Raw genomic sequence first — 14607 nt, forward strand, 5'->3', positions numbered from 1 at the left:
TTTTGTTTATTGGTTATCGTCTTTCCCTAATTTCCAAAGCGTATTTTGCAACAGACAGAGAAGCCAGATCTCCAACACTTTCTTTTAATCCTGAAGGAACGATGGTGCAAACCTCAAGAGAGTAAGAAAGTGCTTCTTTTTGAAGCTCTTCCATAACAAATGGCTTCAGGATTTCCTCTTGGCGCAAATAAATGCTGCCGATGACAACCTTTTCAGGATTTAGCATATCTACTAAAAGAGCTAAGCCTCTTCCTAATTTCCGTCCAACTATTTTATAAATTTCTACAGCTAGCTCATCTCCGGCTTGAGCCGCTTCCCCAACTGTTTTAGCTGTAATCTCCTCTATTTCTTCCTTCGAAGAACATATGGAAGTGATTTTCCCTTGATCCAGCCAATCCTTTACCATTGGTTGGGATAATCGTGCGATTCCACCACCGCTGCAAAAACCTTCAAATGAACCTGCTTTTCCAAATCCAACTGGACCATCATGCTCCAATCGTACATGGCCAACTTCACCTGCCATATCATTTGTTCCAGTATATAAACGGCCATCGAAAATGAAACCAGCTCCCATCCCTGTGCCAAAAGTCAGAAAAATCATGTTGTTTGTGCCTTTACCGGCGCCCCATTTCCATTCAGCCAAAGCACAGGCGTTGGCATCATTTTGGATCGAGCAAGGAACGTTAAACCGCTCCCGTAATGGTGTCAGAACATCAATTCGGTCCCAATTTGGCAAATTAGGCGGTGATAAAACCAAGCCTTTTTTACTGTCAAGTGGTCCGCCGCAGCTAATTCCTATTGCTTTTAATTTAAGTTCTTCCTGGTCAAACAATAATGTTTCTAATTCGTTCATCATAAGTAATAGTGCTTCATCGGGAGTATTAGGTGTTGGAAAGCTTTTTTTGGCAATCAGCTCAATCCCGTCATCAACTTCGAGTCCTAATACGACCGCACACTTTGTTCCACCGATATCTAACCCTGCCAGAACCGGAATCATTCAAAAAACGCCTCCTCTAATAGTAAGCAAAGAGTATGGTATATCGGCAGGTGTCTTTCCTGGATGTCCGGAGTCGATTCAAATGGAACAGAAATGGTTATATCACATAGCTCTTTTAATTCACCGCCACTTTTACCAGTAAATCCGATGGTTACCAGCCCTAAAGCTTTGGCCACTTTCAAAGCATGATTAATATTTTTTGAATTACCTGATGTGCTAAAGCCAATAAACACATCACCCGCTTTTCCATAACCGTACACTTGTTGTGCAAACACCATATCTGGTGCAACATCATTTGAAAATGCCGTCATAAGGGCAGAATGACTGACAAGCGAGATTGCCGGAAGCGCACCTTGCAAATGATTCCCCAGATAGTCATCACCGTCAGAAACTTCGGATAATTTATCTTTCATTTCTTGCGGTAAAGGGCGTTTCGACATAAACCCTTTCATTAATTCACCTACTACATGCTCACAGTCCGCTGCGCTGCCGCCATTTCCTGCTAAAAGGACCTTTCTGCCAGATTCATAGGCCTGTTTAATCGCATGAAAGGAATTTTCAATACTTGATTGACATTCTACTAATTCCGGATATTTATTAAATAAAGTTACTAATTTAGCATTCATGACTACATCCCCTATTAAATCAGTCGTTTAATTTTCTTTCAGGTGATCAATTGCTTTCGCAAAGAAATCGGTACTGCCAAAGCTGCCTGACTTCAGAACCAGCATCCGCGTCGGATCATTTAAACTAATACAAGAGGGGAGACCTGGTTCAATTTCTTTCCAAACAGTCAGCCCTTCGATTCCGAGTCTGTTGCAAACAGAAGCAGATGTTTCACCACCTGCCAGTAACAAGCGGTTTACAGATGTTCTTTTCAACGTTTCATCCACTACAAGAGCCAAAGATTCAGAGACTATCTTTGAAACCTCCGTATTCGAAAAACCTAATGAAGCACCGAGCTGTTTTGTCTCTTTGACGATATCAGAGGTGTTTGAAGAGTGAACAAGAACATCCTGGCCCTCATTCAACAAAGTTACGAATCTGCTAATTAGTTCTTCTAAATAAGCTTCTTTTTGCTGAGAAAAAAGAATAGGTGATTTCATTTCGAAAACAGGAAGCCCGCGTCGTTTCATTGCTTCAACCTGATTATAGGTTTGTGGCATTAGACTTCCGGCCGCACACAGGACGCCTTTTTCTAATGGCGGAATTGAAACTAATCGTGTGTGATTATCCCCTTTATTGATTACGACGGCTAATTCTTCAGCAATACCTGAAGCACCGCAAATAATTTTTTCTTCCTTAATCGCTTCGGCAATGATTTGTAAGGATGTTTGGTCTTTCACATCCACAATTAAGTAGTGGCATTGTGACCGTTTTTGATTTATTTCTTGTTTTAGTCTTTCACTGCCCTGTTCTACGATTTCATGGTCTACAATGCTAACTTTCCTGTTTGTTTGTGCTTGTAGAATTTCAACCAAATCAGAGTGTTGCATCGGGTGCACAGGATCATGCCGGAATTCAGAATCAGCTAATTTTTTCCCATGCACATAGTGCTGCCCATGCATCGTCGTTCTTCCGTTTTTAGGAAAGCCAAGAACAACGACAGCAAATTCACTTCCGAGCGCATCCAGCATCGCATCAAATTCAGCACCAATATTTCCTCTAAAGACCGAACAGGTTTTATTGAAAAATTGTTCACAACCTAGTGACTGTAAGGTTTTTGTACTTTCATAGACTTTGTTATAGGCATTCTCAAATAGATCGAGCCGAGAGTTCGTATCCACAATCAGTACATCGGGTGGGAACGTTCCCATTTTCTTGTGTGAAAAAGGGTATGGATAGACATCCACTTGCCAGCTTGATTTTGCAAACATAATGCCAATATCATTTGCGCCTGTAATATCGTCTGCAACAATACCGATCAACTTTCCCAACTCCTTCGTGGTTTATATCCTGATTCATGCAGAAAACTTTGAACCACATCAGCGGGTAGTTCTTGAAGAACAACTCCTGCTTTTCGAGAGATTACTAGCATTTTACAAGCCATTTCTAATGTTTGCAGAGCCATTTTTGCTTCTTTTATGGAGGTATCGTATACAAGAACGCCATGGTTTTCTAATAATAGAATATTAGCCTTTTTCGCTTTCTCTTTTACAAGTTCTCCAAGTTTTATTGAACCAGGATGTGCATAGGCAACTCTCTCAATTCGTTCTAAATAGTACATGCCCTCAACGAATAAGGCTGAAGGAATATCAATATTAGAAGAAGCAATAAGCATGCTATATAAAGGTGATGAATGTAAAACGGCTCCGATTTCAGGACGCATTTCATAGATAGCTTGGTGCATTGGAATTTCTTTAGACGGTTTTCTGCCGTTAGTCAAACACTTTTTGGCTTCTATTGAGTATTCCGCAAAATCCTCCAGATCCAAATCGCCCAAATATGTTCCGCTTGCTGTAATTAGAAAGGAATTATCGTCTATCCTGGCACTGATATTTCCTGAATTTCCCCAGGCTAAATCGTTTTGCATCATATATTTTCCGGTTTCTTGTAATTGCCTTTTTAACATTTCTTTCATATCCGCACTCACCATCCTATTCATCCCATTCAATCAAATTCGTTTCCATAACCTGTTTGTCAGGATCTTTTGGAATACGGTAGGTTTTAATTTCCGACGGCTTAAAGAAAGCCTTAAAGGTGCGGTTAAATTTCGGTAATGTAATCTCTGCCTCTGTTGCTCGTTTATTCGTTTCAAACAAGCGAATGATTAAATCATCATTGTCTTCTGCTTTTTTGATCGCACTAACCATCACATTGTCCTCATTTACATTCAAATAAGAATCCGTTTGTGGCAGGGAACCTTTATGGAACGTTTCGATAATGGAGATTGGTTTACAATTCAATTCCGCTGCTCTTTTTGGTGTTTCCGCTTCTGCCCAGCTTCCTTCATGAGGCAGCAGCGCATATTCAAATCGCTGGATCCCTTGATCAATAAAGGAATATTCTCCGTCCTCTTCAGGAACAAGAGGATCGTGATGAGCATAGATTGGGCTGCGTAATACCGTTAAAGAAAGCTCTTTGTTATGAATACTGTAGCTATATTTCGCGTCGTTGATTAAACTTAATCCATACACACCTTCGTGGTTTGGTTTAACCCCCGTCACATCCACCCAGCTTTGTCCAGGCTCTTCTTCCCCATTATGCTCGCGCTCAATCGTTCCATATGGAATTTCATACGTTTGTTTTCTAAAAATAGCATTAATCGGGAAAACAAGTTTCAGCATCTTAAACTTTTCACGCCAATCAACCGTTACCTTCACATCAATTTGATCTTTTTCCCGATACATCGTGAAGTCCTGAATCAAAATGGAGCGGCCGTATTCACTTTTCACTCGAATGACTGATTTAACTGGTCCATGCTCAGCCAGGTAAACTTTTTTCGCTTTGAAATCTCCAATGATATCATTAAAGTGGAGGGTATCATGGCTCCAGGTATCTGTTTTGTCATTGATGACAACTGGTTTTGCAGCAGGTCCTGAAAAAACTTCATGGTCTAATCGTTTATCGTAAAGACTCGTAATCCAACCAGTCTCAGCATCAAATTCGATTTTAAAGCGGTCATTTTCCATAGAATGCTGACTCGCCTCTATCGGCTCGAATGACGCTTCAATGCCATTTAATTCTGTAAAAAGTTTATAAACCCGATATCCCATTGCAGGCAGATCAGCTAAAAAGTTTAAGCGGTAACGTCCTCCTGCTGTTGCTTGTGACTGTACTGTTTGAAAGGCCACAGCATTGCCAAGATCATCCACCAAAACAGAAGTTGGTTTTAATCCGCCAATTTCGATTTCCACATTTACTTTACTTTCCCACGCATGCGGATTAAAGACCACTATCGGTTTCATTCGCTCATCTTGTTCAATTTCTATTTTCCAAGAGATAGACTGAATTGCGTTATTCAAAGCCCGATCGGCTATCGCCAGAGCTTCTCCATATAAATTCCGAGCGTCTTCATAGGCCGACTCAATACTTGTACCCGCTAAAATATCATGGAATTGGTTAAATAAAACATTCTTCCATGCACGGTTCAATTCTATCGGATATGGCTGTCCAGTTATCCAAAAAGCCAGAGCAGAATATTTTTCAGCTGTCATCAGCATATTTTCTGCTTTACGGTTGTATTGTTTTACCCCTGAATGAGCAGCATAGCATCCGCTGGCATGGTGCTGAAGATCATCATGAACAACAGGTAAATCGCTGGTATTTTTCATTTTTTCAAAATATTCTTCAGGAGATGAGAACACAAGTGCAGGAAGATTATCATCCTGATTTAAGCGATAAATACTCTCTATATTTTCCTTCGTTGGACCTCCGCCATGGTTTCCAACACCATAGAAAATCATAAGGTCATTAACGTTTCCTTTAAACTCGCCCTTGCATCGCTTCACAATTCGATCTAATGCTTTTCCCCATGAATTGTATTCATACATGATTCTGAAGGACAACACACGTGAACCGTCATCTGATTCCCACCAGAAAAGGTTACCAGGAAGCCCTTTTTCATTTGGAGCCGGCCTCATGAAAACATAAGAGTCCATTCCGCTTTTCTTTAATATTTGTGGAAGCATGCCATGATGTCCGAAACTATCGACATTGTAGCCCACCTTCGCAGTTACCCCAAATTTTTCTTGGAAATATCGTTGACCGTATAGACCTTGTCTGACAAATGATTCTCCATTTGGGATATTGCAATCAGGCTGAATCCACCAGCCGCCTGCAATTTTCCAGCGTCCTTCTTTTACCCGCTCCCTGATTTCTGCAAACATTTCTGGGTCATTTTCTTCTACCCATTCATACATGGCCGCTGAACTTGAGGTGAAAATAAAATCTTCATATTCCTTCATTCGGTCCAACGCGGATCTGAAGGTTGCTTTTGTTTCTTGAAACCCTTCCTGCCATTGCCAAAGCCAAACCGGATCTAAATGGGCATTACCGATCATATGGAAAGTTTTATCCTTCATTTTCTCAACCCCTGTCATATTCTAGTTGTTTTTATTGGTTGAAATGACTAGCTTTGTTTGTACTTAATAGAAATTGTGAGATTTTTTCTTTTACAGTTTCCTCAACGGCATTTTGACCTAAGAGTAAATGGTCTTCTGGTAATTGGTTACACTCCAGATTAGTCATTCTTTCTTCACGATCGATTGCTTTTAAGAAAGAAAGTTCTAGGTCGGTTGCAATATTGACTTTGCTTACCCCGCCTTTTGGCAATTGAAAAGCCTTTTGGATCATTTCACTCGGTACGCCTGATCCGCCGTGAAGAACAAGGTGAACAGGGGTTAACTCACGAATTGCTTCTAAGCGGTCGTAATCAACCTTTGGTTCACGGACCATATATACTCCATGGGCAGTTCCGCACGATACTGCTAATGCATCAACACCTGTCTGCTTTACAAACTCTGCTGCTTCAACAGGATCTGTATATAATTCTTCATCTTTATCGGTTTCAATGAAATCGGTTGTTCCAATCATTCCTAGTTCCGCTTCAACTGAAACTCCTTTAGCATGTGCATATTCCACAACTTCCTTTGTGATTTTCACATTTTCTGCAAATGGTTTTTCTGAAGCATCAATCATTACAGAAGTGAAACCTGCTTCGATTGCATCCTTAATCACTTTAAGCTCTTTTGTATGATCAAGATGTAATACAACCGGCACTGTAATCGCTAATTTTTCTACTTGCGAATAAAACTCATTTGCGAATTCAAACGGGGTAATTCCGTAGCGCTCTAATTCTTTTTGTGAAATTTGAACGATTAATGGTGAAGCTGTTTTTTGGCCTGCTTTTAAAACAGGGACAATCATTGCCGTATAACGCGGTGAAAAGGAACCTGTTGCATATTGAAATTTTTCAGCCATTGTAAGTGCTTCTGTAAGTGTGATGACATTTTTCGGTTTAACCTGATTCATTCTTCATCATTCCTTCTATTATTATTTTTGTATTGTTCGTTTAACAGCTTCCATTCCCAATTCTGGGCTTGTTACAAAACGACTTTGTTCCTCAGGCGTAAAGGTCGAAACCACCCTGGCCATTGATGCCTGTGCCAAAACGACGATTTCGACTTTTTCAGCTAACTCTCTTAAAGCAGCTGCCAAGTCTGAATCATGTCCTTCTTTATCGTTTGCGATTAATTTTTGATAGGCAGATGCCACTAAAATGGGTTCAAACTCAACGGTTTTCTTTTTTTCCGCTGCTTTTTGTTTTAGAAGCTCTAATGTTGGCTTTAATGTGGTTTCTAATGTCGCTGCTACGCCGATTATTTCAGCCGAGGTAACCGCATATTCCGCCATTGCCTCATCAATCCGGACAATCGGAGTTGACACCCTCGGTTGTGTATATGTAACCAGATCTCCAATGGAAGAGCAGGCATTTAATATACAATCTGCTCCAAGTTGTTCCGCAACTTTGGCGTAGCTTTCCCAACGGCCCGCTACTTCTTGAACATTCCCTCCATTTTGTCCTAATTGCGGGAGAATGGAATCATCTACTAAGTTGATAATTTCGCAATCTCCAATAATTTTTTTTGCTAAATCCTTTAATGGTTCAATGGTAACGGGCGTTGTATGAATGATCGCCAGTTTCTTTTTCATCCCTAATCCCTCCATCTCTTTTCCAGCACCACTTTTCATAGTACTCTAGTAAATACAATTAACCATCATGGTCAGCCAAGATGGTTAATTGAGTTTTCAATTAAGACAACTGCAATGAACTATTAAAAGCTAAAGCTTCTTGTGAGGCATATAACACAAGCCCTACACACCAGGAATGTGATAACGTCAGCATCATGCCTTTTGGCTGGAAACAATTCGTATTATAAAAACGCTCTGTGACCATACCTTTATAGGCATTAAAATCGCCATCTTTTCTAGCAATAAACTGAAGAAAACAAGCAATATGATCCCGAGTCCTGTCTAGATAATAGGAATCGTCGGTATACTTCCAAAGGCGGAGCATTTCTGGAACACAAAATAATCCATAATTATGCAAATGCTGATTGGATGGTGATGCTTGATCGGCACCGCGGGAACGAAAATCATATTGAAGCAGGAATGTATGCTCCGGAAAAGCAAGATTATAGGTCCAGCGGAAAGTCATTAACCAATCAGCTGCATGTCTAGCAAGATTCAACCATTCTTCATTTTTGTTAGTTTCATAGAGTAATACATAGGCTACAACTGCATTGTAAGCATCCTCAGATGTTGGTGTTAAGTGAACATCCTCTGGTGCACCATAAATATACTCATCTAACACGAAACGCTCATAGTAATGACCTGCTTTTTCCGCTGCCAGTTGATACTGTTCATTTTGGAAAAAATGGCTTCCTTCAATTAAAGAAGCAATCCATAAGATCCCGCCTGCACCATCCCATTCCTCAACTTCACCGGTTTCACAGTGGTAATAGGATCCGAAATTACCATCTGCACGCTGATGTGCGACAGCAAAATTTAAATTAGAAAGGACAGCTTTTTCCCAATCAGGATGAGTAAACCCAGCTTGTTTTTCATAGTTTAAAGCACGAACCAAAAACAGGGTTGCTTCAGAAATCGTTCTTGCTTGCAGCCATGTATTCTTAGGGTTCCAACCAGTTCCCCAGCCTTTGCCAAGCACCCAGGACGCCCAGAATGTTCCGCTTGGAGCTAGGGCTGAAGCAACATTATTAATGACATCGATGGCAGCATCAGCATATTGCTGGATTCCCTTTTTTCTTCCATAAGTTAATAAGGCGTACGCATAGGGAACGCCGCTGACCCAGCCAACATGCATATGCGGACGGTCTCCCATTCCTTTTACATTGTTATTAAACTCGCGGTCAAAGGCTGCCGTTTCTGAAAGGATGCTATGTTCAGGCATATAATGCCAGCGATATAAGCCATGGGCCGTTAATTCAGAAGCCTCTTCAAGTCCCATCCAGGGATTCAATGGATTCTCTTGTTGATGAAGTTTATACATTTCTCGCACAAATGGATTATAAGAATGTAAATCAGGTGATGCTGTATAGATTTTCAAGTGCAAATGAACCGTTTCATCTGGTTTAAATGTATATAATGAAATATCCTTTGGCTCTGGAATAGGTTCACCGACAAATGTGACCGGCTCCTCCTTATAAGGGAAATTCACCCATATTGAGGTAGATGATTCATTTCCACGAAATCCGACACCTGTGAGACCAAGTGGAGACATTTCCTCAACACAGAGAGCACCGCACATTTCATCATTCCAGGCAAAAACAGCTGGAAGAGCAGCACGATCCGACCGAAAGGACCAATGATCTGAAACCATTTCATCATGATTGCCATCACGATAATCATACCTTGGGTACTTCCGGGCATTATGTTCAAACCGATTTTCTTTATAAAAAGCTCCAGGAATCATCCAGGTCGGTTTTCCGCTCCCAGCTAAATCAGCATTAAATTGGAAACCGTAATCCCCTGAAACTTCTTTGTTGTAGCAAACATGTAAATCAACTTCGATATAACCGCATCCGTCTTGTACATGTTTCCATACTGAGCGCACAGAGAAAAGATCTCCTCTTCCCGATACGAGAAAGCCGCCTTCTACTTCATTGATGTTATCAATTTGTATATTCTCTAAAAGAGTTTCCCCGTTATAAATATCCAGAAGTGAGTTGAATTGAAGAAAGGCATTGCCACTCTTTCGTTCGGAAGAATAGACTTGTATTCCACTCTGGTTCGTCTCTTCCTTCAATATGTTTAAACATGTAGCCAATGAAATCACACCTTTAGTTTGTAAAGTTCAATAAGATTATCTCTAAATACCCGCCCAGCAAACTCTACTGCCTCTTTTTCTGTCAGCATGTCGTCTTGTACTTTTTCTGTTAATACATCTCCGACGATTTTACGGGCCAGCTTTTGATGGGCATATGTACCCTCAACAAAATTGTAATCCCCGCCAAAACCGAAAATTTTATTTTGCGGAACCATTTCAATCATTTGGTGTAAGATTTGTTTTGCGATCGTTGGGGAGATGATATATACCCAAGTAAAATCTGCATAAACATTTGGGTAATTTTTTACGATACTTAAATATTCTTGATGGTAAGGAATGCCGCAGTGCAAAAGAACAAAATTCGCATCAGGATAAGCTGCTAGTAATGGAACCAAATCCGTGACCTTTGAGTTTGTAATGATATTCCCGTTCCCTGAGACGCTTGTTTCGTGATGTCCTGTATGAATCTGAATAGGTAAGTCATATTTAATCGAACATTGAATAATGTGATGGATTAAGTAATCCTGTAAAACGACCGATTCTTGTTGTGACATTGGTTCATCTATAAAGGAAGAAAGCAGGCGATTAAACAAGCGTTCAGCCTCTGAAAAGGTGGGCTTCGATGATTTAAGCGTTCTCCAGTAGGCATGACCGAGCTTGGTAGCAATCATTCCTTCATTTACAAATTTATTTAATAAGGCATCTACAGCAGAAAGATAATCTTTGAAAGTATGAACCTTCTCCCCTGAATCTCTTTCAATGACCTGTATATCCTTCCGTGTTCTCAATTTAAAGGCATAATCTAAAAACATAATAGGACGAAAGAGTGAGAAATCAACTTTCGTTGTATACGCAAGCGTAAAAGCTAAATCAATTCCCGACTTTTCCTTCAATACTTTCGAATACCACTCGTTATCATTCGTTGCTGCTAATACTTTTTCATTCAGCGACAAGATTCCATTAACGGTCCAGTCATCCATACCATATAAATCATGTACCGCTGTTTTTAATGTTCGTGCATAGGTTGTATTTTTCGTTTTTTGATAAAAAGTTAAAAAGTGCTTTGCTTTCTCTTCCACACCTATTTTTGAATCCCGGCTTAAAATCCCACGTTTCATCCCTGCAGTGATCAAGTCTGAATCTAAATAATGAAGAAGACCAAAAAAATCCACTTTATTTTTTTTTCGAATTTCCATTGGATCAATGTGTTCATGACCATCTATTATGCGAATTTTATTAATTTCTTCATGTATGCTGCTCATCTTACTGCCCCTTCCAAAGATAAAGGATGACTCAAAAGAATCCGCCCCCTCCACATCCGCTCCTGATCATTTAATAAACAATCCGGAGGGACAGGGGCTGCCATTTCATTTTTAAGTCATCCTATCTCAAACAACCAACTAATTAATCCACTTTAAGTTCAGGGAATGTGTTTTTAACTTCTTTTTTGAAGTTCTTAATGACTTCATCAATATCCGCATTATTTTTAACACCTTCGCCAGCTACTTTTCTCCACTTACTTAATACTTCCTCACCATACTTATCTGGCTTATAAGCAGGAATATCTTTAACTGTTTCGTAATATGGCTTTAAGACATTTTGGTCACCAAACATTGGTGTTTTAAATGTGTCTAAGTTATCTTTATAAACAGTTAGTAGTCCTGGCATGTTGCCTGTAGCCTCTAAGTTATGCTGCTGCCATTCTTTGCTGGCAATAAATTCGATAAATTTATAAGCTAAATCTTTATTTGGTGATTTTTCATAGATTGAACGATATGTTCCACCCATGTAGAACCCTTTTGGAGTTCTTGCAACACCAAACTTATTATTTGCCTTATTATCTTTATTGTCGACCATGAAGCCTGCCCAAGCCGGCATCTCTGTTAAAATAACACTTCCATCATTAATGGCATTACCCCAGCCAGCAGAGAAGAATTCCAGTTTTGCGTCAACATTGTTATTGAAAATTTGCTTTTGAATTTCATAGCTTTTCTTCCAAGTAGGATCAATGATTAATTTTCCATCTTTCACCCATGGCTTAGTATTATAAGCTTCCATGTTGTAGATATCGCCATAATGAGAAATTAAGTGCACTTTACCGTTGCTTTCTTTATTAACCTTTTCGCCTAATGCAATAATTTTGTCATAAGAATCGACCATTTCACTGATTTTATCTGGATCATCTGTTCCTAAGTATTTCTTTGCATTTTCTTTGATGTACCAGAAACCGCCTGGTGAGGAGTGATCAGAAATGGCTTTAAGATTACCTTTGGCATCTCTTCCTAATGCTTGTACATATGGGACATAATCCTTCACAAGATCTTCTGCACCCATGTCAGAAAGGTTTGAGGCATAATTAGAATTGATAAACTTGCCCATGTAGCCTCTTTCTAAGTCAAAAATATCAGGAACGCCTTTACCTGTTTGAAGTACGTTTAAAAGCTTTGTTTGATATTGGTCACCAGGAAAGATTTTTACATCAACTTTTGCATCTGGATATTTTTTCTCGAATTCTGCTGCCATATCTTTTACTTGGCCGAAGAATGTCCAGATTGTTAATTTACCTTCAACTTTATTATCGTTACTTTTTTTAGGAGTACTTGAAGTAGCTTCATCGTTTTTTGAGCAACCCGCAAACAATGAAAGGACTAAGATAGAAGCAAGTAAGATTGAAAGCCATTTTTTCATATAGATTTACAGCCCCTTTTTTTGGTATAATGAAGATCTAATGTTTTTTCTTATCGATCCCTTTAAGTGGCTAAGACCGTCAATTCTTTAACACTTAATCGTGATAGATAAAGGAAGCTTTCTTCAGTGGAGGATTGGTTTCATTCTCCTCTGAAGGAATTTTGTATGAAATGATGTTCCTTGACATCACCTCCATCAAGCATTTATGAAATCATTAACCTTTTAATGCCCCTGCAGTTACACCACTAATAATCTTCTTAGATACGATAGAGAAGAAAATTAGCACAGGGATCACTGAGATGACAATTCCAACATACATCGCCCCAAAGTCCGTCGAAAACTGAGACTTAACACTGGCAATCATAACTGGTAATGGCTGAAGTTCATTGTCAAAAAGAATAATCATCGGTGTTAGGAAATCATTCCACTTTCCAATGAAAGAAAAGATTCCGAGTGTAGCCACTGCCGGCATTAACAATGGAAGCACTAAACGATGGAAAATTTTAAGCTCACCACATCCATCTATTCTCCCTGATTCCAGGATTTCATTTGGAATACTGGTATCACACATTTGTTTCATAAAGAAGATCCCAAACGCGTTTGAAATAGATGGCAGAATGATGGGCCAATACGTATTTAACATATGGAATGTATCCATGAGCTTGAAAAATCCGATAATTCCCAGTTGACCTGGAATCATCATCGTCCCGAGTACAGCAAGGAAAAGAATGTTCTTCCCTTTGTAGTTATATTTTGAGAATCCATAACCCGCCAATGCCGAGAAATATAAATTAAGGATTGTTGACGTAATGGTAATAAACAAGCTGTTAACAAAACCTCTCCAAATCGGCACAGTATCAATTAGGCGATGATAGTTATTTATGAATTCTGTTCCTGGAAGCAGCAATAACTTCCTGGCAATCTCTGAATTTGTATGAGATGAAGTGACCATCATGCTGTAAAATGGGAGCAGACAGGTAAATGCAATAATAAGCAGGAATAAATATACTGCGAATCTACCTAAAAACTTCCTCATGTTTCTCTCTTTCCTTGTCTTTCTGATACTTAATGAAATATCACTCGCTGTAATACCATTATGTGTTTCCATAAAGGGATCTCCTTTCATTCGATTCCGAAGGTCTCCTATTTTTATAAGAAAAGAATTAATCTTACTGCTCAACTTTGTTCATCTTCGAAAACTTCATAGAAATCAAAGAGAAGATTAAAATGATGATAAAGATTGCGTAAGCGATTGCTGCACCATAACTATAATCAAAGTTTTTGAAGGCTGTTTGGTATAAATACATAACCATTGTCAATGTTGAATTATCAGGACCATTACCAAGCATTAATGGTGCATCAAATAATTGAAGACCACCGATAATCGAAGTAATAAAGGTAAATAACAAGACCGGTTTCAAAAGAGGCATTGTAATTTTTGTAGCAACTTTCCAGCGTGAAGCACCATCAATCGCAGCAGCCTCATACAATTCCTCCGGGATTGACTGAAGTCCCGCGATAAAAACCAGCATGTTAAATCCAAAATATTGCCACATAATAACTGCTGCCACTATGAGCCTCGATAGCCATGGACTATTTAACCAGTTCACCGGATCATCGATAAGCCCGATACTCATTAACATTTTATTTACGCTTCCCGTTTGCCAATCGAACATTAAACTAAACAAGACCCCGAGCGTAACTGGTGTTACGATATGTGGAAAATAATAAACAGCCCGAAAGAAATGCTTTCCTCGAATAAACTTTTCATTTAGAATCATCGCTAGTGCCAGTGCAAGAACTAATTGCGGAACGATTGATAATATCCAGATAATTAAAGTGTTTCCGATCGATTTAAAAAAGAATGTATCATGGAGAAGCCGTGTATAATTTGCAAATCCGACGAATACGGGATCAGAGAAACCATCCCATTTTGTAAAGCTTAAATAAAGCGAATAGATGATAGGTGTTAAACCAAAAACAAGAAATGAAACGAAAAAGGGGACCACAAAATAGAAACCATATTGTGATTTGTTAATAGAATTTCTCATATTGTCACAGCCTTTTTTTACTTATTTGTTTCAATAGTTAACGCAAAGTCATGAAGCAAGAACATTCCCGTCTCCTATGT

At 39.3% G+C, this 14607-nt stretch carries 12 protein-coding genes; all 12 read right to left on the bottom strand.

The genetic code is table 11. The features are described 5' to 3' along the window. Positions 1–13: 13 nt before the first annotated feature. The gene (locus tag LC455_RS14295; protein WP_223591774.1) at positions 14–997 is read right to left on the bottom strand and encodes an ROK family protein; all 984 of its coding nucleotides are present in this window, start codon (positions 995–997) and stop codon (positions 14–16) included. Then, the gene (locus LC455_RS14300; protein ID WP_223591775.1) at positions 994–1623 is read right to left on the bottom strand and encodes a D-sedoheptulose-7-phosphate isomerase; all 630 of its coding nucleotides are present in this window, start codon (positions 1621–1623) and stop codon (positions 994–996) included. The genes LC455_RS14295 and LC455_RS14300 overlap by 4 nt, the downstream gene beginning before the upstream one ends. 27 nt (positions 1624–1650) lie before the next feature. Then, positions 1651–2925: a four-carbon acid sugar kinase family protein gene (locus LC455_RS14305; RefSeq protein WP_223591776.1), complete on the bottom strand. Its 1275-nt coding sequence runs from the start codon at positions 2923–2925 to the stop codon at positions 1651–1653. After that, positions 2922–3578, bottom strand: coding sequence for a class II aldolase/adducin family protein (locus tag LC455_RS14310; RefSeq protein ID WP_223591778.1), 657 nt, complete (start codon positions 3576–3578; stop codon positions 2922–2924). Before LC455_RS14310 ends, LC455_RS14305 begins: the two co-directional genes overlap by 4 nt. A 16-nt stretch (positions 3579–3594) precedes the next feature. Further along, positions 3595–6021 (bottom strand): alpha-mannosidase, encoded by a 2427-nt coding sequence (locus LC455_RS14315; RefSeq protein WP_223591779.1) that lies wholly within the window; start codon positions 6019–6021, stop codon positions 3595–3597. Between the two features lie 31 nt (positions 6022–6052). Further along, the gene (locus LC455_RS14320; RefSeq protein ID WP_223591780.1) at positions 6053–6970 is read right to left on the bottom strand and encodes a class II fructose-bisphosphate aldolase; all 918 of its coding nucleotides are present in this window, start codon (positions 6968–6970) and stop codon (positions 6053–6055) included. Positions 6971–6991: 21 nt separating this feature from the next. Further along, entirely contained in the window at positions 6992–7651 is a 660-nt protein-coding gene (locus LC455_RS14325; RefSeq protein ID WP_223591781.1) for an aspartate/glutamate racemase family protein, read from the bottom strand. A 100-nt stretch (positions 7652–7751) separates the two neighbouring features. Continuing rightward, positions 7752–9788 (bottom strand): hypothetical protein, encoded by a 2037-nt coding sequence (locus tag LC455_RS14330; protein WP_223591782.1) that lies wholly within the window; start codon positions 9786–9788, stop codon positions 7752–7754. A gap of 5 nt (positions 9789–9793) precedes the next feature. Further along, positions 9794–11050: an amidohydrolase family protein gene (locus LC455_RS14335; RefSeq protein ID WP_223591783.1), complete on the bottom strand. Its 1257-nt coding sequence runs from the start codon at positions 11048–11050 to the stop codon at positions 9794–9796. Between the two features lie 142 nt (positions 11051–11192). Then, a complete protein-coding gene (locus tag LC455_RS14340; protein ID WP_223591785.1) occupies positions 11193–12476 on the bottom strand; it encodes an ABC transporter substrate-binding protein in 1284 nt (427 codons plus the stop codon). A gap of 214 nt (positions 12477–12690) precedes the next feature. Continuing rightward, entirely contained in the window at positions 12691–13584 is an 894-nt protein-coding gene (locus LC455_RS14345) for a carbohydrate ABC transporter permease (RefSeq protein WP_223591786.1), read from the bottom strand. A 61-nt stretch (positions 13585–13645) separates the two neighbouring features. Further along, positions 13646–14527, bottom strand: a complete 882-nt coding sequence (locus LC455_RS14350) for a carbohydrate ABC transporter permease (protein ID WP_223591787.1) — start codon at positions 14525–14527, stop codon at positions 13646–13648. Positions 14528–14607: the final 80 nt, after the last annotated feature.

This window comes from Neobacillus bataviensis (genome assembly GCF_019969725.1).

Bases quoted from the DNA above. Each gene is read 5' to 3' on its own strand.
- LC455_RS14295 (WP_223591774.1), bottom strand. From the start codon at position 997: ATGATTCCGGTTCTGGCAGGGTTAGATATCGGTGGAACAAAGTGTGCG.
- LC455_RS14300 (WP_223591775.1), bottom strand. From the start codon at position 1,623: ATGAATGCTAAATTAGTAACTTTATTTAATAAATATCCGGAATTAGTA.
- LC455_RS14310 (WP_223591778.1), bottom strand. From the start codon at position 3,578: ATGAAAGAAATGTTAAAAAGGCAATTACAAGAAACCGGAAAATATATG.
- LC455_RS14315 (WP_223591779.1), bottom strand. From the start codon at position 6,021: ATGAAGGATAAAACTTTCCATATGATCGGTAATGCCCATTTAGATCCG.
- LC455_RS14320 (WP_223591780.1), bottom strand. From the start codon at position 6,970: ATGAATCAGGTTAAACCGAAAAATGTCATCACACTTACAGAAGCACTT.
- LC455_RS14325 (WP_223591781.1), bottom strand. From the start codon at position 7,651: ATGAAAAAGAAACTGGCGATCATTCATACAACGCCCGTTACCATTGAA.
- LC455_RS14335 (WP_223591783.1), bottom strand. From the start codon at position 11,050: ATGAGCAGCATACATGAAGAAATTAATAAAATTCGCATAATAGATGGT.
- LC455_RS14340 (WP_223591785.1), bottom strand. From the start codon at position 12,476: ATGAAAAAATGGCTTTCAATCTTACTTGCTTCTATCTTAGTCCTTTCA.
- LC455_RS14345 (WP_223591786.1), bottom strand. From the start codon at position 13,584: ATGGAAACACATAATGGTATTACAGCGAGTGATATTTCATTAAGTATC.
- LC455_RS14350 (WP_223591787.1), bottom strand. From the start codon at position 14,527: ATGAGAAATTCTATTAACAAATCACAATATGGTTTCTATTTTGTGGTC.